This is a genomic window from Streptomyces sp. NPDC000075, assembly GCF_040301925.1.
GTDB lineage: Bacteria > Actinomycetota > Actinomycetes > Streptomycetales > Streptomycetaceae > Streptomyces > Streptomyces polychromogenes.
Map to the genome: position 1 here is coordinate 47935 of NZ_JBEPFL010000027.1, position 22456 is coordinate 70390.

The following is a 22456-nucleotide window of genomic DNA, read 5'->3' on the forward strand; positions in this document are numbered from 1 at the left end:
GGCAGTGGCGGCGGGCCCGCGCGGGGCCCCGGTGACGCTCCCAGGGTATTCGGTGACGGATACTGGGGCCCATGGCTTACGACGATCTCCGCTCGCTGCTCCGGGCCCTGGAGCGGGAGGGCGACCTCAAGCGCATCAAGGCCGAAGTCGACCCGTACCTCGAGGTCGGGGAGATCGTCGACAGAGTGAACAAGGCGGGCGGCCCGGCGCTGCTCTTCGAGAACGTCCGCGGCTCGGCGATGCCGCTGGCCATGAACGTCTTCGGCACCGACCGCCGCCTCCTGAAGGCCCTCGGCCTCAAGTCGTACGGCGAGATCAGCGAGAAGATCGGCGGCCTCCTCAAGCCCGAGCTGCCGCAGGGCTTCATCGGCGTCCGCGAGGCCTTCGGCAAGCTCGGCTCGATGGTGCACGTGCCGCCGAAGAAGGTGAAGGGCGAGTCCGCGCCCGTCCAGGAGGTCGTCCTGACCGGCGACGACGTGGACCTGGACCAGCTGCCCGCGCTCTTCACCTGGCCGAAGGACGGCGGCGACTTCTTCAACCTGGGCCTGACCCACACCAAGCACCCCGAGACGGGCGTGCGCAACCTCGGGCTCTACCGCCTCCAGCGGCACGACAAGCGCACCATCGGCATGCACTGGCAGATCCACAAGGACAGCCGCAACCACTACGCCGTCGCCGCCGCGCGCGGCGAGCGGCTGCCGGTCGCGATCGCCTTCGGCTGCCCGCCGGCCGTCACCTACGCCTCGACCGCGCCGCTGCCGGGCGACATCGACGAGTACCTCTTCGCCGGGTTCGTCGCGGGCAAGCGGATCGAGATGGTCGACTGCAAGACGGTCCCGCTCCAGGTCCCGGCCAACGCGGAGGTCGTGATCGAGGGCTGGCTGGAGCCCGGGGAGATGCTGCCCGAGGGCCCGTTCGGCGACCACACCGGCTTCTACACCCCGCAGGAGCCCTTCCCCGCGCTGAAGATCGACTGCGTGACGATGCGCAAGCGCCCGCTGCTCCAGTCGATCGTCGTCGGCCGGCCGCCGACGGAGGACGGCCCGCTGGGCCGTGCGACGGAACGCTTCTTCCTGCCGCTACTGAAGATCATCGTCCCGGACATCGTGGACTACCACCTGCCCGAGTCCGGCGGCTTCCACAACTGCGCGATCGTCTCGATCGACAAGAAGTACCCCAAGCACGCCCAGAAGGTGATGCACGCCATCTGGGGCGCGCACATGATGTCGCTGACCAAGCTGATCATCGTGGTGGACAAGGACTGCGACGTCCACGACCTGCACGAGGTGTCCTGGCGGGCCCTCGGCAACACCGACTACTCCCGCGACCTCACGGTGGTCGAGGGACCGGTGGACCACCTGGACCACGCCTCGTACCAGCAGTTCTGGGGCGGTAAGGCGGGCATCGACGCGACCAAGAAGCTGCCGGAGGAGGGCTACACCCGCGACGGCGGCTGGCCCGACATGGTCGAGTCCGACCCGGCGACGGCGGCCCTGGTGGACCGCCGCTGGAAGGAGTACGGCCTGTGAGCCCCGTCGCGATGGGCGGACCCGCCCTCTTCATCGGCACCGACGAGACCTATGTGGCGCTCGTGCGGCCGCGCCTGGACCCGGCCGATCCGCAGGTCCGGGGGGCCGCCGAGCAGGCGGGCGTGAGCCCGGAGGAGTTCGCCGGCCCCGGCAACGTGTGGGCGCTGATGTGGGAGCAGGACGGGGTGGACGGCGGTGGCTTCGAGCTGCCGGGTCTGCGGGACGCGGAGGCGGAGGACTTCGCCGACCGGCTGCTGGCGGAGCTGTCCTTCGAGAGCGGCCCGTTCACCGTCGGCGCGGGTGAGGTGCTGAACATCCGGGCCTACCCGGAGGGCGAGGGCTGCCGGTTCACGGCCGTCGTCACCCCGCCGGAGGGCGAGGAGCTCGCCCCGGTCACCCTGGAGATCCCGGAGGTGGACGCCGACGCGCTCCGCGCCGACCTCGCCGACTTCCGCGGGAGCCTCGCATGATGACCACCGCCGAAGGCGTGCTCGGCCCCGGACAGGCGCCGCGGCCGGCCGGCAAGGTCAAGGCGTTCCTGCGGCTGGTGATGATCGAGCACTCGGTCTTCGCGCTGCCGTTCGCGTACATCGCCGCGCTCACCGCCATGTTCCGGCTGGACGGGCGGATGCACTGGCGGGAGCTGCTGCTGGTCACCGTGTGCATGGTGGGGCTGCGGACCTTCGCGATGGCCGCGAACCGGATCATCGACCGCGAGCTCGACGCCCGCAACCCGCGCACCGCCGGCCGTGAGCTGGTCACCGGCGCGGTGTCGGTGCGGTCGGCCTGGACGGGCGCGGGCATCGCGCTCGTCGTCTTCCTCGGCGCGGCCGCCCTGCTGAACCCGCTGTGCCTGGCGCTGGCGCCGGTCGCGGTGATCCCGATGGTGGTCTACCCGTACGGCAAGCGGTTCACGAACTTCCCGCAGGCCATCCTGGGCCTGGCCCAGGCGATGGGCCCGGTGGGTGCCTGGCTGGCGGTCACGGGGGAGTGGTCCTGGGAGGCCGCCGTCCTCGGTCTGGCCATCGGGGTGTGGATCGGCGGCTTCGACCTGATCTACGCCTGCCAGGACGTGGAGTCCGACCGCGCCGAGGGCGTGAAGTCGGTCCCGGCCCGCTTCGGCGTTCCGGGCGCCCTGTGGGGCGCCCGCGCCTGCCACGTCCTCACCACGGTCCTGCTGGCGGCGTACGCGCTCCTGACGGACGGCGGCGCGTTCCTGTGGCTGGGCCTGCTGATCGTCGCGGCGGCGTTCCTCTACGAGCACACGATCGTGAAGCCGCACGACCTGTCCCGGCTGAACCGGGCGTTCTTCACGGTCAACGGCTTCATCGGCATTGCCCTTTTCGTGTGTGCGCTCGCCGATCTGGTGATGCGGGGTCTGACCGTCTGACTACGGTGCGGCCTACCATCGGGTGCATGGACAGGGAGGCCGACGTGACCGTCTCGGAGAGCGACCGCCTGCACTCGCAGCTCAGCCGGTACGAGGACATGTTCCCCGGACACCGGATCGAACTTGTCGAGGGCGCCATCATGATGAGTCCGCTGAAGCCGACCCATAACGCCACCATCTGGGCGCTGTGGACCACGCTCAAGGCTCAGCTGTCGGACGACTGGGGATTCCTCAGCGATGTCGCAGTGCCGTTCGACGGTGACAACGAGTTCTGCCCGGACCTCGCCGTGATCCCTGAGGCTGAGGTCGTCAAGAACCTCAGCGCCTACCCGCCCGACCTGATCGAGCTGGCCGTCGAGGTCGTGTCGCCGAGCAGCATCCGCAACGACTACGAGGTCAAGGACCGGGCCTATGCCCGGCGCGGGATTCCGCACTACCTGATCTTCGACCCCTACAAGGCGCAGTGCACGACCCTGTGGAACCCGGGCCCCGACGGCTACCGGGGCCGGGACGTGATCCCGTACGGCGGGACGGTCGTCGTGGAGAGCGGTATCGGGAAGCTGTCCGTGGACACGTCCGGCCTGCCCGTGGATCCCTCCGCCGTCAGCTGAGCCGGGGTTCCGGGCGGCGGTGGTAGAGGGCCGTGGCGATGCCCGTGGCGAGGCCGCAGAGGTGGCCCTGCCAGCTGACCGCCGTGTTGGTGGGGAGGATGCCCACGAGGATGGTGGTGCCCCAGACGGCGGCCACGCCCAGGGACACGGCGACGCCGAGCGGCTTGCGTTCGACGAAGCCGCGTATCAGCAGGTAGCCGAAGAGGCCGAAGACGATGCCCGAGGCGCCCAGGGTGAGGGCGTTCGACGGGGAGATCAGCCAGGTCCCGATGCCGTCGCCGAGCAGGATCAGACCGCACACCGCGACGAAGCGGCGGATGCCGGACAGCGCGGTGATGAAGCCGAGGACCAGCAGCGGGACGCTGTTGGCGGCGACGTGGCCGAACCCGAAGTGGAGGAAGGCCGCGGGGAGGACGTGCCAGAGGGTGCCGACGTCGCGGGACACGATCCCGTACCGGTCCAGGGCGTGCCCCGTCGCGTAGTCGACCGCCTCCAGGGCCCACAGCAGGGCCACCCAGCCCAGCATCAGCTTGGCGGCGGCCGCCGCGCGTTCCCCGCGGCTCCATTCCGGGACGGCCGCGTCCGTCGTGTTCGTACCCATGTGCCATGTCCCCCGGGGCGTGTCGAGCGTCCGGCACACCTTAACGAGTGGCCCGCAGGTGTGGCCGGATAGTCTCGGAGGTATGACTGAGCGCAAGCGCACCCCCTGGGTGGTGGGGGTTTCCGGGGCGTCCGGGACGCCGTACGCGGCTTCGGTGATCCGAGGGCTGCTGGCGGCGGGCGAGCCGGTGGACCTGGTGGTCAGCCGGGCCTCGCGTCTCACTCTGCTGGACGAGACCGGGATCGCCTTCCGGGACGCGCACTGGCGGGACGATCTGGCCGAGTGGCTGGCGCGCGGCGCCGACGGCAAGCCGGGGACCTTCGCGGCCGGGGACCTGTCGGACGTGCGGTACTGGGCGGCCGGGGACCTGGCCGCCGGGCCGAGTTCGGGGTCGTACCCGGTCAAGGGGATGCTGATCGTCCCCGCGTCCACGGCCTGTGTGGCCGGTGTGGCGCTCGGGCTGTCGAAGGACCTGCTCCAGCGCGTCGCGAGCGTGACGCTCAAGGAGCGGCGCCGGCTGGTGGTCGCGGTGCGGGAGACCCCGCTGAACGGACAGACGCTGAAGCATCTGGTGGCGCTGGACGAGGCGGGCGCGATCGTCCTGCCCGCCTCTCCGGCGTTCTACTCGGGTGCGACGCACATCCAGGACCTCGTGGACTTCGTCGCGGGGCGGGTGCTCGACGCGGCAGGGGTGCCGCACGGCCTGTACCGCCGTTGGGAGGGGGAGCTTGGCAGCGCCCGCCCCCGTGCTTAGCGCTTCTTGGCGCGGATCGGCCGGCGGGCCTTGTCGTTCCGGTAGGCGGCGGCGGGCTGGTCGGTGCGGGATCGGTTGGCCAGCTCCTGGAGCTGTCGCATCTGCGCGTAGGCCATCTCGATCGTGTACACGGTGAACCACTCCTGAAGATCGTCATTGATCTGTTGAAAGATTCACAGGGTGTTGACCCTGTGCGCCTTTGATTCTATACCTAAACTTGCAGGATCGCCGAATAATGGAAGGCTCCACGTAATGGACACGGTGGACAGGCAGCTCATCCAGGCACTCCGGGAGAACGGTCGTGCCTCGTACGCGGAGCTGGGCCGTCTCGTGGGCCTCTCCGGCCCCAGCGTCACCGACCGCATCAACCGTCTCGAATCGGCCGGCGTCATCACCGGCTACCGCGCGACCGTGGCCGCCGCCGAGCTCGGCCTCGGCGTCACCGCGCTGATCGGCATCTCCCTCTCCGACGCTGCCGACCACGAGGACGTGGCCCGCCGGCTGCGCGACCTCGCGGAGATCGAGGACTGCTGGTTCATCGCCGGCGACGACTCCTTCATGCTCAAGGTCCGCGCCAGCGACGTCGACGGCCTGGAGAAGATCATCCGCAAGCTCTCCGGCACCAAGGGCGTCTCCCGCACCCGCACCACGATCGTGCTCTCCACCAAGTGGGAGAACCGGGTCGGCGAGCTGCCCGAGGACGCCTGAGAGTACGGTGGGTGGCGGTTGCACACAGGCTGGGACAGGGACAGGAAGACAGGGAGACACCGGCATGGACGCTGGGCTCAAGCGCGAGCTGGAGGAGAAGGTCCGCTCCGGCGAGCGGCTGACGCGTGAGGACGGCATCGCCCTCTACGAGTCGGACGACCTGGCGTGGCTGGGCGGTCTCGCCCACGAGGTGCGCACCCGCAAGAACGGTGACGTGGTCCACTTCAACGTCAACCGCCACCTCAACATGACGAACGTGTGCACCGCCTCCTGCGCGTACTGCTCGTTCCAGCGCAAGCCGGGCGAGAAGGACGCGTACACGATGCGCATCGAGGAGGCCGTCCGCCTGGCCAAGGCCATGGAGAACGAGAACCTCACCGAGCTGCACATCGTCAACGGCCTGCACCCCTCCCTCCCCTGGCGCTACTACCCGCGCTCGCTGTCGGCCCTCAAGGAGGCGCTGCCGAACGTCTCGCTGAAGGCGTTCACGGCGACGGAGATCCACCACTTCGAGACCATCTCCGGCCTGTCGGCCTCGGAGATCCTCGACGAGCTGATCGACGCGGGGCTGGAGTCCCTGACCGGCGGCGGCGCGGAGATCTTCGACTGGGAGGTCCGTCAGCACATCGTCGACCACAGGACCCACTGGGAGGACTGGTCGCGCATCCACCGCCTGGCGCACGAGAAGGGGCTCAAGACCCCGAGCACCATGCTCTACGGGCACATCGAGGAGCCGCGCCACCGCGTGGACCACGTGCTGCGGCTGCGCGAGCTCCAGGACGAGACCGGCGGCTTCCAGGTCTTCATCCCGCTGCGCTACCAGCACGACTTCGTGGACATGAAGGACGGCAAGGTCCGCAACAAGCTCCAGGCGCGCACGACGATGGCGACGGGCGCCGAGGCGCTGAAGACCTTCGCGGTCTCCCGTCTCCTCTTCGACAACGTGCCGCACGTCAAGGTCTTCTGGGTGATGCACGGCGTGCAGACCGCCCAGCTCGCGCTCCAGCACGGCGCGGACGACATGGACGGCTCGGTGGTCGAGTACAAGATCACGCACGACGCGGACAACTACGGCACCCCGAACAAGCTGACCCGCGACGACCTCCTCGAACTGATCCGCGAGGCGGGCTTCCGCCCCGTCGAGCGCAACACGCGCTACGAGATCATCCGCGAGTACCCCGGCCCGGACGCCTCGCTGCGCGAGACCCCGCAGGCGATGCGCGTCTGACGCCCCGCGCCCGGCCCCGCGAAGGCCCCGGTCCCCGGTGGACCGGGGCCTCTCGTATGCCGAAAACCCGTTGCCCGGCGGGTAGGTAATGGATAGCTTTCCCCTGTGGCCCTTACTTTTACCTTCGATCCCGTCGTCGACCCCGCCCTCCGCGACGGCATCGCGGAGATGTGGACCGAGGTCTCCAACGCCGGCGGAGCGGTCGGCTTCGTCCCGCCCGTCACCCTCGACGACATCCGGCCCGCCCTGGTCAAGCACCTCGTCGCGATGGCCGAGGGCCGTCACCGGCTGCTGGTCGGGCGCGACGGGGACGGGGCCGTGGCCGCCGCGGCCTTCCTCGCCTTCAACCCGCACCACCTCATGAAGCACTGGGTGTACGCGTACACGGTCATGGTCAGCCCCGCCCACCAGGGCCGGGGCGCCGGCCGCGCCCTGATGGCCGCCCTCGCCGACGCCGCCCGCACGCTGGAGGGCATCGAGGCCGTCGTCCTGGAATGCCGCGGCGGCCTCGGGCTGGAGCAGTTCTACGCGGCCTGCGGCTACAAGGAGGTCGGCCGCATCCCCGGCGCCATCCGCGTGGCCCCCGGCGACGACCGCGACGGCATCACGATGCTGCTGCCCCTGTACTGAGGCCCCGGCGGCCGGGTGCGCGGGCCCGGCGTGCTTCACTGGACGGGTACGTCCCGACGTGTCCGACGTTTCCGATGAGAAAGAAGGGGTCATCGTGTCCCTCAAGCCGAGTGCGGCGATCCGCTACACCGCGATGCGCCTGGTCATCTTCGTCGGGTGCCTGGTCCTCGTCGCCCTGCTGGTCCACTTCGGTCTGGTGCCCGCCGGGCTCGGCGCCGCCAATCCCGCCTGGGTCGTGCTCCTCGCGCTCGTGCTCTCCGCGCCGCTCTCCTTCGTCCTGCTGCGCAAGCAGCGCGACGCGATGTCCGTGCAGATCTCCGGGCGCGTCGCGGATGCGAAGCAGAAGCTCGCCGCGAACCGCAGCCAGGAGGACGAGGCGGACGACGCCGCCCGCGCCTGACCCCACACGCGCACGCCGCGCACGCCCTTTCCGCGAGCCCCAGCGACGGGAACACCCCCCGCCACGCTGGGGCTTCGGCGTTCCCGGGTCATTGCTCAAAGCATCTCTTTGGGTTTCTCAAAGCGGAAGTGTTAGCGTGTGGGACATGTTGACCTCCGCAGCGCACTCGACGACCCCGGGCCTCCCGCTCGTGGCGCGCCTGCACGTCGACCTCTGCCGCCGCGTCTCAGCGGCCTGTTGCCGTTGCCGCTGAAGCGCCCGCAGCAGCGGTCGCCGGCCGGCCCGGCCCCTTTCCGGCTGCCGCCGTACCGCACCCCCGCAGAAACCTTCCGCCGTACGTCCGCGCGTCCCCCCGGAGATTGCCGTGTCCGCGTCCCCCCAGGCCCAGGCTCCCGCCAAGGCCTCCTTCACGTTCCCCTTCTGGGCCCAGATAGTCGCCGGCCTCGCGCTCGGCGTCCTCTTCGGCTGGATCGCCCGCAGCCAGGACGTCAGCTGGCTGAAGACCACGCTGGAGCAGGTCGGTGACATCTTCATCCAGCTGCTGAAGCTGGCCGTCGCCCCGCTGGTGTTCTTCGCGATCCTGGTGTCCATCACCAACCTGCGGAAGGTGAACAACGCCGCCCGCCTCGCCACCCGCACCCTGCTCTGGTTCATGATCACCTCGCTGATCGCGGTGGGCATCGGCCTCGCGATCGGCCTGCTGACCGACCCCGGCGCCGGCACCGGCCTCACCCCGGCCGACGGCAAGGAGCCCAAGCGGCACGGCTCCTGGATCGACTTCCTGACCGGCATCGTGCCCAAGGACATCGTCACCCCGTTCACCGAGCTGAACGTCCTCCAGATCGTCTTCCTCGCCGCCGTCGCCGGTATCGCCGCCCTCCAGCTCGGCGCCAAGGCCCAGCCCGTCCTGAACCTCGCCGAGTCGGTCCTGGAACTCCTCCAGAAGGCCCTGTGGTGGGTCATCCGCCTGGCGCCGATCGGCACCGTCGGCCTCATCGGCACCGCCATCGCCAGCTACGGCTGGGACCTGATCGGCAAGTACGCCACCTTCACCGCCGACATCTACATCGGCTCGGCGCTCGTCATGTTCGGCGTCTACCCGCTGCTCCTCGCCACGGTCGCCAAGGTCAACCCGGTCCAGTTCTTCAAGGGCGCCTGGCCCGCCATCCAGCTGGCCTTCGTCTCCCGCTCCTCGGTCGGCACCATGCCGGTCACCCAGAAGGTCACCGAGCGCCTCGGCGTCCCGAAGGAGTACGCCTCCTTCGCGGTCCCGTTCGGCGCCACCACCAAGATGGACGGCTGCGCCGCGATCTACCCGGCCCTCGCCGCGATCTTCATCGCGAACATCTTCGACGTGCAGCTGGGCATCAAGGAGTACCTGCTCATCGCGTTCGTCTCGGTGGTCGGCTCCGCCGCCACGGCCGGCCTGACCGGCGCGACGGTCATGCTCACCCTGACCCTCTCCACCCTCGGCCTGCCGCTGGCCGGCGTCGGCCTGCTGATGGCGATCGACCCGATCCTGGACATGATGCGGACGGCCACGAACGTCGCGGGCCAGGCGGTCGTCCCCGTCCTCGTCTCCGCCCGTGAGGGGATCCTCGACAAGGAGGCCTACGCCGCCGCCTCGTCCTCCCCGCTGGACGAGGCCCCCGCCGCCGCCCAGCCGGCCCCGGTCGCCGTCGCCGCCTGACGCGACACCGCCCGCGCACCGCACCACTCCGCGGCCCCCGCCCCCGTCCGGGCGGGGGCCGCCGCGCGTTCCTCCGCGTGCCGGGGCGGGGGGGTTCGCGCATCATGAGGGCTGTGCGCGACACCCCCGGGGAGGGGCCCGTCCTGTCGGTCGTGGTCCCCGTCTTCAACGAGGAGGAGGTGCTGCCCGCCTTGGCGGCGCGGCTCCGGCCGGTCCTCGACGGGTGCGCGCAGGCGTACGAGGTCCTCGCCGTCGACGACGGCTCCACCGACCGGACCCCCCTCCTGCTGGAGGAGCTGCGCACCGCCTGGCCGCAGCTGCGCGTGATCACCCTCCGCCGCAACAGCGGCCACCAGGCCGCCCTCACCGCCGGCCTGCGCCGGGCCGGGGGCGCCTGGGTGGTCAGCATCGACGCGGACCTCCAGGACCCGCCCGAGGTCATCCCCGAGATGCTCGCCCTCGCCCGCGCGGAAGGCCTGGACATCGTCTACGGCGTACGCGGCGACCGCTCCACGGACAGCGTCTTCAAACGCCGCACGGCCGGCGCCTACTACCGGCTGATGCGCCGCCTGGCCGGCGCCCACGTCCCCGCCCAGGCGGGCGACTTCCGGCTGCTGTCCCGCGCCGTCGTCGACACCCTCAAGTCCCTCCCCGACCAGCAGCAGATCTACCGCCTGCTCATCCCCTGGCTGGGCTTCCCCAGCGGGCAGGTCGCCTACCGGCGCGCCGAGCGGGCCGCCGGCACCTCCAAGTACCCCCTGCACAAGATGGTGCTGCTCGCCTTCGAGAGCGTCACCGGCTTCTCGGCCCTCCCGCTGCGCCTCGCCACCGCGATCGGCGCCCTGAGCTCCGTGGTCTGCCTCGCCTTCCTCGTCTGGGCCATCACCGTCTACGCCACGGGCAGCCCGCTGCCCGGCTGGAGCTCGCTGATCATCACCATGCTGTTCTTCGGCGCCGTCCAGCTCTTCTGCCTGGGCATGCTCGGCGAGTACGTGGCCCGCATCCACACGGCGGTCCAGGCCCGGCCGACGTATGTCGTCGCCCGCGACACGGCGGAGGAGGAGCCGTAGGGCCGCCCCTCAGACCAGCACCCCGGCGAAGAACATCGCCCCCAGGAGGGCGTACTGGACCGCGCAGGCGGCCAGCAGCGGGACCTGCACCCACGGGGACGTGCGGGCGACGAGGACCAGCCCGGCGAACATCTGGGCGTGATTGCGGTACCAGGACATCTGCGCCCCGGCGACGAACGGCACCAGGAACACCGCCACCGTCAGCACCAGCGCCGCCCACTCCGCGGCGGACAGCCGCCGCTCCCGGACCAGCAGGACGGCGGCCGCCGCCACCACCAGCACCACGAACGCGGTGTTCAGCCACAGCTCCGGCCGGTGCGCGGCGAGGGAATGCTCGACCAGCCACGGCAGACGTCCCTTCGGCGTGTACCAGTCGCGGAAGGGGACCGCGTAGGCACGGGCCATCTCCGCGAAGGGCTGACGCAGGTCCCCCTGCCCGTAACTGGACCGCTGGATGGTCTCGTACGCGTCCCAGCGCCCGGTCGCCTGCCACATCAGCCACTTGGCCCACAGCACCCCGCACCCGGCGACCGCCGCCGACGCCCCGGCCTTCGCCCACCGGCGCGGCCGGGTGTCCCCGGGCCAGGCGAAGAGGGCGCCGGCCAGCAGGACGACGACGGCGACGGCGCCGACCGGGTGACAGGCGACCGCCGCGAAGCCGCCCGCCGTGGCCGTCCACCAGGACCCGCGCCCCAGGCCGGCGACGCAGACGAGCAGGGCGAGGGTGGCGAGGGCGATCGGGAACAGCGCGTGGAGGTAGACCCCGCCGGGGAAGACGCAGCCGATGGCGAGGGTGAGGCCGGTGGCCGGGGTGAGGACGGCCCCGAGCAGCCACCACAGCACCGCGAACATGCCGAGCAGTGCCGCCTCGGTGACGACGAGGGCGGACAGCTCGTAGGACAGCCCGGTGCCGGACACCGCCCGTACGGCCATGGGGTAGCCGGGGAACCAGGCCACGTTCCCGCACATGACGTCGGGGAAGTTCGCGTAGCGGTCCCGGCAGCGGAACATCTCGTAGCCGCCCCGGGCGATGGACAGGTAGTGCTCGGAGTCCCAGCGCCGGCGGGCGGTCGTGGTCCAGTAGGCCACCCGTGAGCCGTCACCGGCGACGGAGGCGTGGGCCACCGCCCAGGTGACCAGGTTGGAGACCAGCCAAGCGACGGCCGGCGGCAGCGCGGCGCGGAGCCGGCCGGGCCGGGGGGATCGGATCATCTTCCCGTCAGTCTGGCCAGGGCCCCACCGGCCCGCACCCGGAGGTCCGCCGTACGGCTCAGCCGCTCAGCCGCTCAGCCGCTCAGCCGCTCAGGAGAGCTTCCACAGGCGGACCGTGCCGTCGCCGCTCGCGCTGGCGAGCAGCTTGCCGTCGGGGCTGAACGCCACCGACCACACGGGGGCGGTGTGTCCCTTGGTGCGGGAGGTGCGCTCCGTGCCGACGTCCCACAGGTGCACGGCGTTGTCCCAGCCGCCGCACGCGACGGTCTTGCCGTCCGGGCGGAAGACGAGGGAGCTGACGGTGGCGCTCTTGTTGGCGTGGAGGGCGGACTGGGTCCCCTGCGCGGTGTCCCACACGCGCAGGGCGCCCCAGGAGCCGGCGGACGGTTCCGCGGAGGCAGGGTCCGGGCCCACGCCGGGGTAGGTGCCGTTGGACATGCCGACGCTGCCGTAGGCCCCGATGACGGCGCCGGCGACGGTCTTGCCGTCGGGGCTGAACGCCACCGCCGCCACCTCGTTCTGCTGGTCGGTGAAGGCGCGGCCCGGGGCGGGGGCCGGACCGGCGAGGTTCCACAGCCGCAGGCTGCGGTCGCTGCCGCCGGAGGCGAGCGCGGAGCCGTCGGGGCTGAACGCGAGTGAGGTGACGGCGCCGCCGTGCCCGGTCAGCGTGGCCGCGGGGCGTCCGGTGCCGAGGTCCCAGAGGCGGATCCCGCCGTCGTCGCCCGCGCTGGCGAGCTTCTTCCCGTCGGGGCTGAACGCCACCGACCGGACGGGGCCGGTGTGGTCCGCGAGGCCGGTGCGGGTTCCCTTGGCGATGTCCCACAGCTGGACGACGGGGTCCTCGCCCCCGGTGGCGATGGTCTTGTCGTCGGGGGAGAAGGCCAGGGAACGCAGGGGGCTGTCGTGCTTGAGGGTGCCGGTGAGGGCCTTGGTGGACACGTTCCACAGCCAGACCCCCTTGCCGCGTCCGGCGGCGGCCAGGCTGGCACCGTCGTGGCTGAACGCCACGGACTCCACGGAACTGCTGGGCTGGGGGAGGACGGCCAGCGGTTCCAGCCCGGGCGCGGACTCGTCCGCTTCGGTGAGCCGCTGGACGAGGGACACGCCTCCCCATGCCCCGGCCACGAGACCGACGCCTCCGAGGAGCAGCTTCCGGCGGCTGGTACCCGGGCGGGCGTCGGCCGCGGGGACGGTCGGCGGGGGTGGGGGCGGGGCCGCGCGGTAGGCGGCGGGGACGTGGGCGTCGGGGTCGGCCGGCGGCGTGGGCGCGGCGGCGGGAGCCGTGCCCGTCTCCCGCGCGGGGGCGGTCGCGGGGGTGAGGGCCGGTGCGGGTGCGGGTGCGGGTGCCGGTTCCGGTGTGGGTGCCGGCGGCCGTACCGGGTCGGGCCACGGCGCGGGGGTCAGCGTGGGCTCGGGCCCCGGGACGCTCGCCCCTGCGGGGCTCGGCCCGGGTGCGGCCGCCGGGGCCTGCGCGGGTGCGGCCGCCTGGGCCTGCGCGGGGACGGCTGCCTGGGCTGGGGCCTGGGCCTGGGCGGGGGCGGCCGCCCCGGCGGTCGTCGTGGCGAGCAGGGTGCGGAGCCGGGTCGTGGTGGTCGGGGTGTCGGGGCGTTCGGCGGGGTCCTTGGACAGCAGGGAGGCCACCAGCTCGACCAGTTCCCCCGGCAGGCCCGGCCGTACGGAGTCCAGCGCGGGCGGGGTCTCGTCCAGGTGCTGCCGCATCAGCACCCACACCTGCTCGGCGGCCGGGAACGGCGGCGCCCCGGTCAGCAGGGCGAACAGCACGCACCCCAGGGCGTACAGATCACAGCGCGCGTCGACGTGCTCGCCGCGCCACTGCTCGGGCGCCATGTAGGCGGGCGTGCCGAAGACCCGGCCGGTGACGGTGAGTCCGCCGGTGCTGTCGGCGGTGCGGGCGATGCCGAAGTCGCAGATCTTCAGGCGGCCGCCGGTGGTGAGGAGGAAGAGGTTCGCGGGCTTGAGGTCCCGGTGCACCACCTGCCGCGCGTGCGCGGCGGCCAGGGCCTCCGACGCCTGGAGCGCCAGATCGAGGGCCTCGGGAAGCGGTAGCCCGCCGCCCGGGGTGCGGGCGAGCAGGTGGGCGAGGTCCTCGCCCTCCAGCAGCTCCATCACGATGAACAGCCGGTTCTCGTGCTGCCCGATGTCGTGCACGACGGTGATCCCGGGGTGCTGGAGCCGCGCCCCGATGGACGCCTCCCGCCGGAACCGGCCCAGCAGTTCGTCGGACGCGTCGAACTCCAGCAGCACCTTGACGGCCACGGGCCGTCCGAGGTCGACGTCGAACCCCCGCCAGACCTCAGCGATCCCGCCCTGCCCGAGCCGCACGTCCAGCCGGTACCGCCCGGCCAGCCGATCCCCCGCCCTCATGGTTTCCCCCCGGTTGTGCAATGGCCGCTGTGGCAGGGGCCATTGTTCAACACGCGGCCGTGACGCGGAGGACCGGGATCCGGGGGCGGGCGACGTCTACCAACCAAGGTTGGTCGGTGGGTGAAACCCACCGACCCACCCCCCTGACCCCCCGTTTCGGCGCCGCTCACTCACATGGGTGAACTGTGCCAACTGGGCTGGATTTGAGGGCGGTTGGCTGGCATATGCTCGCCGCGACAACCCCAGACATGAGACGGCCCCCGTCGGGACTGGCATCCCGGGCGAGGGCCTGACCAAGCAGGAAGCAGCAACCTTCCCCATGGCTCCTAGGCAGCCTAACGCGCCCACGCGCGCCGCGTCCCGTGTTCTCGCCGGGACCGTCCCTTCAGGTGTCATCCACGTCAACGTGGCGGACGCCGGTCCCTCCGTCGAGGTGGGCGACCACCTTTCGCGGCACCCCGGACTCTCGCTGCTGGCGATCGGGCTCGCGGTGCACATCCGGTCCCTCCCCGACGGCAGCCCGGTCGGCATCAAACCGCTGGCCGAGCGGTTCCCCGAGGGGGAGGTGAGGATCGCCGGCGGGCTGCGGGAGCTGGAGGCGGCCGGGTACCTGGAGCGCGAGCGGGTGCGGACCGAGGGCGGCCGCGTGGTCACCCGGACGGTGTTCTACAGCAGCCCGAAGCCCGACGGGCCGCCCCCGGCCCCGCCCACGCCCCCGGCGGACCGGGCACCCCTCCCCGAGCCGGAGTCCGTCCCGGAGCTGGTGTCCGTCCCGGAGCGGGGCCCCGCGCCCGGGCCCGGGCCGGCACCCGAACCGTTGGCCGCCCCGGCGGCACGGGCCGCGGCCCCCGCGCCGGAGCGCGGACCCGCGCCCGCCCTGCCGCCGGAGGCCCCGGCCCCCGTGCGGGACGTCGCGGTGCTCCCCGAACCGCCCCAACCGCCCGGGCGCGTACGGCGGGAGGCCGTGGAGCTGCTCGCCCGGCTGCGCGGGGACGACCCCCGGCTGCTGCTCGGCGAGCGGGACGTGCTCCGGCTCGCGCCGGGGGTGAGCGCCTGGCTGGAGCGGGGTGCCGAGCCGGAGGCCGTCCGGCGGGTGCTCGTCACCGGGCTGCCCGACGACATGCGCAGCCCGGCCGGGGTCATCGGCTACCGCCTGCGGGCCGGCCTCCCGCCGGAACTCCCCCGCGAGGCCCCCAAGGCGAAGCCCGTGCGCCCCGACCCCCTCCAGAACTGCGACGGCTGCGACCGCGCCTTCCGCGCCCCCACCCCCGGCCGCTGCCCCACCTGCCCACCCGAGGAACTGGACGCGGCGGCTTAGGGCCGGGGGGTTCGGCCGGTGGGGTGAAAAGCGGGGGTGCGGGCGTGGTCCGGGGCCGGGGGCCGGTGGGGCGGGGCTATGCGTGTGGTCCGTGACGATTCTTGTGCGGTCTGCGCAGAGAGAAGCCGAAGAGCCCGAGGGAACGGCATCGGGCGCCGTCGCGAGGGCGGGCGCCGTCGCGTGGGTCTGGCCCGCGCTGACCGCCCTGCTCCTGTCCCTCTTCGGGGCCGGCGGCACGCTCCTGGGAACCGACGAGCTGGTCACCTGGGAGGTGAGCAGGCGCAGTCCACGGGAGATCTGGGCGCTGCTGCACCACGTCGACGCGGTGCACGGCACCTACTACTTCCTGATGCACAGCTGGACGGCCGTGTTCGGGGACTCGCACCTGTCGCTGCGCATGCCCACGGTCCTGGCGGTGACCGCGACGGCGGCCCTCGTCACGGTGACCGGGCGCCGGCTCTTCGGGCCGAGGGCCGGGCTCTGCGCCGGGACGCTCTTCGCGGTGCTTCCCGCGACGAGCCGGTTCGCCCAGGAGGCGCGCAGCTACGCCCTGGTGATGCTGTTCGCGACCCTGGCCACGTTCCTGCTGATCAGGGCCATGGACGGGGCCCGTCGGCCGCTGGGGCGGGCGGCGCGGTGGGCGGCGTACGGGGGGTGTCTGGCCGTCTTGGGGCTGCTGCACCTGATCGCGCTCACGATCGTGCTGTGCCACGCTCCCGCGGTGGTTCTGCGGGCCCGCCGTGAGGGCCGGGGGCTGTGGCCCTTCCTCGTCGCGGGCTCCGCCGCCGCCGTGTGCGCCCTGCCGGTGGTCCTGCTCGGCAGGTCGCAGGCGTCCCGCCAGCTCTTCTGGGTGCCGGAGCCGGATGCCTGGGGCCTGGCCGAGATCTGGCCCCAGCTGTTCGCCTCCGCCCTGTGCGCCGGCCTGGTGATCGCGCTGGCCGCCCTGGCCCGGCGGGAGGGCCGCGAGGGCGTCCTGCTCTGCGCCGCCGTCGCCGTAGTGCCCCCGCTCGTGCTGTGGGCGGCGTCGCACGGCGCCGTCTCCTACTTCCGTTACCAGTACGCGCTGTTCACCGTGCCCGCCTGGGCGCTGCTGGCGGGGGCGGGGCTGGCCGGGGCGACGCGGTCCCGGCGGGCCGCGGTCGCGGTCCTGGCCCTGGTCGCGGTGCTGGTGCTGCCCGATCAGCGCCGGGTCAGGAGCCCGTTCGAGCACGACGTGCCGCACGCCGCGGACTACGCCGGCGCGGCGCGGACCATCGAGAAGTACTACCGCCCCGGGGACGGGGTGGTCTACGTCCGGGGCGCCCCCTGGATGCTGGACCAGGGGGTGCGCTACTACCTCAAGCCCGGGGTGGAGCCGAGGGAGGTCTTCCTCGCCCGGTCCGCCGCCGACAACGACGAGCTGTTCCCGCTCTACTGTCCCCGGCCGGTCCGGTGCCTGGCGGGGGAGAGCCGGATCTGGGTGGTGGTGCCCGGCGACGCCCCCGACGTGCTGGGGGCGGTTCCCAAGGAGCAGGCCGCCGCGCTGCGCCTGAGGTACACCGCCTACGGCACGGAATCCCTCAGCGGCCTGACGGTCGGACTGCTGGTGGACAAGAAGGGGCAGGGCCCGGGCCGGTAGGGCCCGGGCCCGTCCGCCTAGGCGTCCACCGGGTGCCAGGACGGGCCGTCGGGGGTCCGGTCGACCCGGCCGAAGACCACGTCCGCGAAGTGGACGCCGAAGCCGGTCGTGCCCGGTTCGGAGAGTTCCGCCAGCAGGCGGTGGCGGTGGGGGGCGGTGGCGGCGGGGTCGTGGTCGAAGCCCGAGGACCAGGAGGGGTGGGCGGCCTGGATCGGGGAGTGCATCGCGTCGCCGAAGGCGATCAGGCGGCGGCCGCCGCCCGTGATGACGTATTCGGTGTGGCCGACGGTGTGGCCCGGGGCGATGCGGACGCGGACGCCCGGGAAGACCTCCTCGTCGTGGGCGATCGTGCGGACGTTCTTCGAGAGGGCCGCCACCACGTGGTCCTCCAGCGTGTCGCGGCCCGCCCACTCCGGCTCGGAGACCAGGAACCCGGCGTGTCCCAGGAGGGGTTCGCAGGCCCAGCCGAGGTGGTCGGAGTGGAGGTGGGTGAAGGCCACCGCCTCGATGTCCTCGGGGCGCCGGCCCACTGCGGCCAGGCTGTCGGGGAGGGCGCCGCCGTGGCCCGAGTGCAGGGGGCCGTCCGGGATCGTGAAGGAGTGCGGGCCGATGCCCGCGTCGATCAGGAGGGCGCGGCCGCCGTGCTCGACGAGGAGGGCGCCGACGCTCGCCGCCAGGTTGCCCGTCTCGTCCAGGTACTCCGGGTGCGCGGCCCAGGTCGCCTCGGTGCTGTCGGGGAGCAGGGCGAGGGGGCGCAGGCGGGCGAAGCCGTCCGGGAGGTAGGTCACCTTCGTCTCGCCCAGGTGGAGGGAGCGGATGCCCGAGGGGCGGCTCAGGCGGGTGTCGTCCCGGTGGACGGATGCGGTCAGATCGGGCATGGCTTCTCCCTGTCGAGGTGCCGGTGGGCGGAGACGGTGATCACCATAAACATCAAGCTTGAATCATTCAAGCTGTAATTATTTCCGCTTGATGGGGTTGTTAGGGTGGGCGCCATGACGAAGTCCCCCGAGCCGCAGTCGCAGGCCGTCGCCGAACGGCAGCTCTGCGGGCTGGTCGACGGGCTCGCCCAGCGGATCTCCGAGCACGTGCGGGCGCGGGCCGCCACCCTCGGGATCACCGCCGCACAGGCGGTCGCGCTGCGGGAGATGACCGGGCCGATGACCATGCGGGAGCTCGCCGAGCGGATGAACTGCGAGCCCTCCAACGCCACCTTCGTCGTGGACAAGCTGGAGAAGAACGGGCTGGTCGAGCGCCGTCCGCACCCCACCGACCGGCGCGCCAGGCACCTCGTCCTGACCGGCGAGGGCGCGGCGCTGCGGACCCGGCTGCTCGACCTCCTGCACGTCGACTCGCCGGTGGCCTCCCTCGCGCCGGAGGAGCAGCGGCTGCTGCGCGACCTGCTGGAGCGGGCCGTCACCGCTTCCTGAGGACCGGGGGCCGGGACCGGAGCGTCAGAGCGTCTGGGCGCGCAGGAAGGCGAGCGAGGCCAGCACGAAGGGTGCCGCGTACCACCAGCGGCCCAGGGTGCGGTGGAAGAGCGGGACGGCGGTGAGCAGCAGCCCCGCGAAGCACAGGGCCACGCACGCCTGGGCGGTGAAGAGCGCGTCGTCGCGGACCGGGTCGTAGGGGCCGCCGTCGGGGTTCAGGTCGAACGAGACGAAGCAGAGCCAGGCGGCCGGCAGGTAGACGAAGGCGGCCAGGGGGGCGCCCAGGACCCACCGCAGACACCCCCGGTCCCCCGGCAGATCGATGCTCTCGCGGCGGGGCCGGCGGCGGCGCGGGCGGTGGTGCGTCATGCCCACATCATCACCGCCGGCCGGGCCGTCAGGGGAAGGGGCGCCGCCACACCCGGACGGTGGCGTCCTCGCTGCCGCTGGCCAGGTGCAGCCCGTCCGGGCTGAAGGCCACGGACGTGACGGCACCGGTGTGCCCGTTGAAGTTGGGGGCGGCCGAGCGGGTGACGACCTCCCACAGCCGCACGGTCCGGCCGCCGCCGCTCGCGAGGTAGTTCCCGTCCTGGCTGAACGCCACCGACCGGACGGGGCTGTTGCTGCCGGTGAGGGGGGCGGCGGCGGTGCGCCTGGCGACGTCCCACAGCCGGACGGTGGTGTCGCCGCTGCCGCTGGCGAGGGTCTTCCCGTCCGGGCTGAACGCCACCGAGGCCACGTGCGCGGTATGGCCGGTGAGGGTGGCGGCGGCGCTGCGGCCGGCGACGTCCCAGAGGCGGACGACGCCGTCCTCGCCGCCGCTGGCGAGCGTCCCTCCGTCGGGGCTGAAGGCCACCGAGCGCACGGCGGCGGTGTGGCCGCGCAGGACGGCGGCCGCCGTGCCGGCGGCCAGGTCCCAGAGGCGGACGACGCGGTCGTCGGCGTCGGCGAGGAGCGTCCCGTCCGGACTGAAGGCCACCGACATCACCCCGGCGGACGTCCACAACTGGGCCTTGGCGCTGCGGCGTCCGACGTCCGACAGGGTGATGGAGCGGTCCGGGCCGGCGCTCGCGAGGACCGTGCCGTCGTCGCTGAACGCCAGGCAGGTCACGGCCGCGCCGCGGGTGGGGAAGGAGGCGGAGCCGGAGTCGGCCGTCATGTCCCACATCCGGACCTCGCGGTCACCGCCGCCGCTCGCGAGGAACCTGCCGTCCGGGCTGAAGACCACCGACTGGACGGCGTCGGTGTGGCGGGCGACGACCGAGCGGTCGCCGGCCGGACCGCCCCGGTTCTCGTCCTTGGTCAGCAGCCGCACCGTGTACGTCCCGCCCGCCACCCCGGCCGCCGCCGCCAGACCCCCGAGGAGCAGGTTGCGGCGCGTCACCGCGGGCCGGCCGGCGGACGCGGGGCGGGGCCCGGCCCGCCGCCCGAGGAGGGCCGGGCGCCCGGGCCGGGGCGGCGGCAGGGGCGCTCCCGGATCCAGGAGGGCGCGCAGCCGTTCCGCGACGGCGGGGGCGTCCGGGCGGTCCCCGGGCTCCTTGGACAGCAGCTCGTCCACCAGTTCCGCCAGCGGGGCCGGCACGTCCGCCCGTACGGTGTCCGTCGCGGCCGGGGTCTCGTCCAGGTGCAGGCGCATCAGCACCCACGCGTTCTCGCCGAGCGGGAACGGCGGCGTGCCGGTCAGCAGTGCGTACAGGGTGCCGCCGAGCGCGTACATGTCGCAGCTCGCGTCGACCTGTTCGCCGCGCCACTGCTCGGGCGCCATGTACGCGGGCGTGCCGAAGACCCGGCCCGTGGCGGTCAGGGCGGCGGTGGCGTCGGCGGTGCGCGCGATGCCGAAGTCGCAGATCTTCAGGCGGCCTTCGGTGAGCAGGAAGAGGTTGGCGGGCTTCAGGTCCCGGTGCACCACCCCCTGCGCGTGCGCGGCGGCGAGGGCCTCTGCCGCCTGGAGCCCGAGGTCCAGCACCTCGGGCAGCGGCAGCCCGCCGGGGTGCGCGGCGATGCGCCGGGCGAGGTCCTCGCCCTCCAGCAGCTCCATCACGATGAACAGCCGCTTCTCGTGCCGTCCCGTGTCGTGGACGACGGTGAGGCCCGGATGCCGCAGCCGCGCCCCGATCTCGGCCTCCCGCCGGAACCGGCCCAGCAGTTCCTCGGAGGCGTCGAACTCCAGCAGGACCTTCACCGCGACGTCCCGCCCGAGCGCGGAGTCGTGGGCCCGCCACACCTCGCCGGTTCCGCCGTGCCCCAGCTCGGCTTCGAGCCGGTACCGCCCGGCCAGCTCCTCTCCCGCCCGCATGGCTGCCTCCGCCCCCTGCCCGCACTGCGGTCAACCGCCGCCGTGGCACGGGTCATTGTGCAACACGGGTCAGTCGGCGGGCCGGAGACGCCGTCCGGGTTCACGCTCCCGAGCGGCCCGGCCCCGCTCCTCCGCGAAACGGACACATGGGAGATGCTGGAACGTGTGCGCGCCCCGGTGACCGACGGGGTGTGGCAGGAGCGGGACCGTCGAGACGAGCAGGGGGATGATGTGAGGAACCGTGCGGTGTGGGGAGTCGCCGGGTGGGGGGCCGGGGTGCTGGCGCTGCTGGTGGGGCTGCCGCTCGCGGTCGCGGGGAGGCTGCCGGATCCGGTGGCCACGCACTGGAGCGGGGACTCCGGGGCGCCCGACGGGTCGATGGGGCTGTGGGCGGCCGCGCTGTTCCCGGCGGTGGTGTGGGTGGTCGTGGTGGCCGCCGTGGCGTTCGGGATCGGGCGGGCGCCCCTGCGCGGCTGGGCCCTGGGGGCCCTGGGCTTCGGCGGGGTGATGCTCGCGGGGACGCAGGCGTCGATCGTACGGGCCAACCTGGACGCCGCCGAGTGGCGACAGGCCGGGGCCGTGAACGGGTGGGGGGTCGCGGTGGTGGTCGCCGTGGCCCTGCTCGCCGGGTTCGGCGCGGCGGCGCTCGGGCGCCGGGGCGGGGCTTCGCGGTGAGTACGGGGCGGCGCCGCGCGGCGCCGCCCCCGCTCGGCCCGCTGACGGGGCGAAAGGTCAGCCGCGGGCGTAGGAGCCCAGGCCGACCAGGCAGTAGACGTACTCGTTGAGGACGCTGCCGTTGATCGTGTACCGGTACGAGAACCCGTACTCCGTATCGGAGTTCTGGTCGCAGCGGCTCATGTCCGAGGTGCCCGGGAACCGCTGGATCACCCGGTAGTGGGCGTCGTCGGCCTTGCAGGAGACCTCGTGCACGCCCGTGACGCGGGTCGCCGTCGTCGAGTCCGGCAGCTGCCCGTTGAGGCAGGTCCCCTCATCGAAGGGGCGGGGGGCCTCGGTGGTCGGGGAGGGGGAGGGGAGGGCGTACGTGGGGGCGGCGGCCGGATCCGTCGCCGGATCACGGGAGTACGTCGGGGTGCTGTACGTCGGCGGGCTGTACGTCGGCGGGGTGTACGGGCTGTACGGGCTGTACGTCGACGAGGGCGTGGCGGAGGCGGTGGGGCGGGAGTGGTCGTCGTCGCTGCTCGCCACCACGACGCCGATGATCACCGCGGCGGTGACGCCGAGTGCCAGCAGGCAGCCCAGGGCGCCCGACTTCCCGGAGGGCGGCGACGCGGGCTGCCCCACCGTGACGGGGCCGAAGGGGCCCGGCACCGTGGGCCCGTGCGCGGCGGGCTGCGACACCCGTATCCGCAGCCGTACCTCCTGGTCACCGACACGGGCCCGGACGAGGTCGCCGTCGCGGGCCGGCGGTATGCGCAGCCGCGCGGTTCCGGACGCGAGCGGGACGTCGACGGTCGCCCCGGCGGCGGCCTGGGCGGGGGTGAGCGTGAGCTGGATTTCCTCTGACGACACCGGCTGCTCCTCAAAGTGGCGGCGCCCTGGCGGACTTGGGGGATTCTTCCCCCTCCCCG

Annotated in this window: 23 protein-coding genes; 15 read left to right on the forward strand and 8 right to left on the reverse strand. The window is 73.1% G+C overall.

Annotated elements, in window-relative coordinates; all coding sequences use genetic code 11:
- Nucleotides 1–71: 71 nt before the first annotated feature.
- From ABT403_RS27355 to ABT403_RS27370, 4 genes are read left to right on the forward strand one after another with little or no spacing between them, the layout of a single operon-like run.
- On the forward strand, nt 72–1529 hold the full coding sequence (locus tag ABT403_RS27355) for a menaquinone biosynthesis decarboxylase (RefSeq protein WP_344151043.1): 1458 nt from the start codon (nt 72–74) through the stop codon (nt 1527–1529).
- The gene (locus ABT403_RS27360; protein ID WP_344151046.1) at nt 1526–1999 is read left to right on the forward strand and encodes a hypothetical protein; all 474 of its coding nucleotides are present in this window, start codon (nt 1526–1528) and stop codon (nt 1997–1999) included. Before ABT403_RS27355 ends, ABT403_RS27360 begins: the two co-directional genes overlap by 4 nt.
- The gene (gene mqnP / locus ABT403_RS27365; RefSeq protein WP_344151049.1) at nt 1996–2919 is read left to right on the forward strand and encodes a menaquinone biosynthesis prenyltransferase MqnP; all 924 of its coding nucleotides are present in this window, start codon (nt 1996–1998) and stop codon (nt 2917–2919) included. Before ABT403_RS27360 ends, mqnP begins: the two co-directional genes overlap by 4 nt.
- A gap of 26 nt (nt 2920–2945) precedes the next feature.
- A complete protein-coding gene (locus tag ABT403_RS27370; RefSeq protein WP_344151052.1) occupies nt 2946–3530 on the forward strand; it encodes a Uma2 family endonuclease in 585 nt (194 codons plus the stop codon).
- On the opposite strand, the gene ABT403_RS27375 is transcribed toward ABT403_RS27370, so the two are convergent.
- The gene (locus ABT403_RS27375; protein ID WP_344151055.1) at nt 3523–4131 is read right to left on the reverse strand and encodes a rhomboid family intramembrane serine protease; all 609 of its coding nucleotides are present in this window, start codon (nt 4129–4131) and stop codon (nt 3523–3525) included. The genes ABT403_RS27370 and ABT403_RS27375 overlap by 8 nt on opposite strands.
- 82 nt (nt 4132–4213) lie before the next feature.
- On the opposite strand from ABT403_RS27375, the gene ABT403_RS27380 reads away from it, so the two are divergent.
- Nucleotides 4214–4885, forward strand: coding sequence for a UbiX family flavin prenyltransferase (locus ABT403_RS27380; protein WP_344151058.1), 672 nt, complete (start codon nt 4214–4216; stop codon nt 4883–4885).
- Here ABT403_RS27380 and ABT403_RS27385 read toward each other — a convergent pair.
- Nucleotides 4882–5016, reverse strand: coding sequence for a hypothetical protein (locus ABT403_RS27385; RefSeq protein ID WP_344151427.1), 135 nt, complete (start codon nt 5014–5016; stop codon nt 4882–4884). The two genes, ABT403_RS27380 and ABT403_RS27385, sit on opposite strands and share 4 nt — an antisense overlap.
- Nucleotides 5017–5137: 121 nt before the next feature.
- Here ABT403_RS27385 and ABT403_RS27390 point away from each other — a divergent pair, with 121 nt between their 5' ends.
- From ABT403_RS27390 to ABT403_RS27415, 6 genes are all read left to right on the forward strand, one after another.
- A complete protein-coding gene (locus tag ABT403_RS27390; protein WP_344151061.1) occupies nt 5138–5593 on the forward strand; it encodes an Lrp/AsnC family transcriptional regulator in 456 nt (151 codons plus the stop codon).
- A gap of 64 nt (nt 5594–5657) precedes the next feature.
- Entirely contained in the window at nt 5658–6821 is a 1164-nt protein-coding gene (mqnE, locus tag ABT403_RS27395; protein WP_344151064.1) for an aminofutalosine synthase MqnE, read from the forward strand.
- Nucleotides 6822–6926: 105 nt separating this feature from the next.
- On the forward strand, nt 6927–7451 hold the full coding sequence (locus ABT403_RS27400) for a GNAT family N-acetyltransferase (RefSeq protein WP_344151067.1): 525 nt from the start codon (nt 6927–6929) through the stop codon (nt 7449–7451).
- 94 nt (nt 7452–7545) lie between these two features.
- On the forward strand, nt 7546–7851 hold the full coding sequence (locus ABT403_RS27405) for a DUF4229 domain-containing protein (RefSeq protein ID WP_344151070.1): 306 nt from the start codon (nt 7546–7548) through the stop codon (nt 7849–7851).
- Between the two features lie 364 nt (nt 7852–8215).
- Complete coding sequence (locus ABT403_RS27410; RefSeq protein ID WP_344151073.1) at nt 8216–9541, forward strand: dicarboxylate/amino acid:cation symporter; 1326 nt, start codon at nt 8216–8218, stop codon at nt 9539–9541.
- 104 nt (nt 9542–9645) lie between these two features.
- Nucleotides 9646–10611 (forward strand): glycosyltransferase family 2 protein, encoded by a 966-nt coding sequence (locus tag ABT403_RS27415; protein ID WP_344151076.1) that lies wholly within the window; start codon nt 9646–9648, stop codon nt 10609–10611.
- Nucleotides 10612–10620: 9 nt separating this feature from the next.
- Here ABT403_RS27415 and ABT403_RS27420 read toward each other — a convergent pair whose 3' ends face one another.
- Nucleotides 10621–11823 (reverse strand): hypothetical protein, encoded by a 1203-nt coding sequence (locus ABT403_RS27420; protein WP_344151079.1) that lies wholly within the window; start codon nt 11821–11823, stop codon nt 10621–10623.
- Between the two features lie 90 nt (nt 11824–11913).
- Nucleotides 11914–14208 carry a WD40 repeat domain-containing serine/threonine protein kinase gene (locus ABT403_RS27425; protein ID WP_344151082.1) on the reverse strand — a complete coding sequence of 765 codons (2295 nt, stop codon included), beginning with the start codon at nt 14206–14208 and terminating at the stop codon, nt 11914–11916.
- Between the two features lie 406 nt (nt 14209–14614).
- Here ABT403_RS27425 and ABT403_RS27430 point away from each other — a divergent pair, with 406 nt between their 5' ends.
- The gene (locus ABT403_RS27430; protein WP_344151085.1) at nt 14615–15526 is read left to right on the forward strand and encodes a helix-turn-helix domain-containing protein; all 912 of its coding nucleotides are present in this window, start codon (nt 14615–14617) and stop codon (nt 15524–15526) included.
- 91 nt (nt 15527–15617) lie between these two features.
- Nucleotides 15618–17144, forward strand: coding sequence for a glycosyltransferase family 39 protein (locus ABT403_RS27435; protein ID WP_344151088.1), 1527 nt, complete (start codon nt 15618–15620; stop codon nt 17142–17144).
- Nucleotides 17145–17161: 17 nt separating this feature from the next.
- On the opposite strand, the gene ABT403_RS27440 is transcribed toward ABT403_RS27435, so the two are convergent.
- Nucleotides 17162–18022 carry an MBL fold metallo-hydrolase gene (locus tag ABT403_RS27440; protein ID WP_344151091.1) on the reverse strand — a complete coding sequence of 287 codons (861 nt, stop codon included), beginning with the start codon at nt 18020–18022 and terminating at the stop codon, nt 17162–17164.
- Nucleotides 18023–18136: 114 nt separating this feature from the next.
- Between ABT403_RS27440 and ABT403_RS27445 the strand changes: the two genes are divergently transcribed.
- On the forward strand, nt 18137–18571 hold the full coding sequence (locus tag ABT403_RS27445) for a MarR family winged helix-turn-helix transcriptional regulator (RefSeq protein WP_344151094.1): 435 nt from the start codon (nt 18137–18139) through the stop codon (nt 18569–18571).
- Between the two features lie 24 nt (nt 18572–18595).
- Here ABT403_RS27445 and ABT403_RS27450 read toward each other — a convergent pair whose 3' ends face one another.
- On the reverse strand, nt 18596–18940 hold the full coding sequence (locus ABT403_RS27450; protein ID WP_344151097.1) for a hypothetical protein: 345 nt from the start codon (nt 18938–18940) through the stop codon (nt 18596–18598).
- Between the two features lie 28 nt (nt 18941–18968).
- Nucleotides 18969–20867, reverse strand: a complete 1899-nt coding sequence (locus tag ABT403_RS27455) for a WD40 repeat domain-containing serine/threonine protein kinase (protein WP_344151100.1) — start codon at nt 20865–20867, stop codon at nt 18969–18971.
- A gap of 153 nt (nt 20868–21020) precedes the next feature.
- Here ABT403_RS27455 and ABT403_RS27460 point away from each other — a divergent pair, with 153 nt between their 5' ends.
- Nucleotides 21021–21542, forward strand: coding sequence for a DUF1648 domain-containing protein (locus ABT403_RS27460; RefSeq protein WP_344151103.1), 522 nt, complete (start codon nt 21021–21023; stop codon nt 21540–21542).
- Between the two features lie 57 nt (nt 21543–21599).
- On the opposite strand, the gene ABT403_RS27465 is transcribed toward ABT403_RS27460, so the two are convergent.
- Complete coding sequence (locus ABT403_RS27465) at nt 21600–22397, reverse strand: LppU/SCO3897 family protein (RefSeq protein WP_344151106.1); 798 nt, start codon at nt 22395–22397, stop codon at nt 21600–21602.
- Nucleotides 22398–22456: the final 59 nt, after the last annotated feature.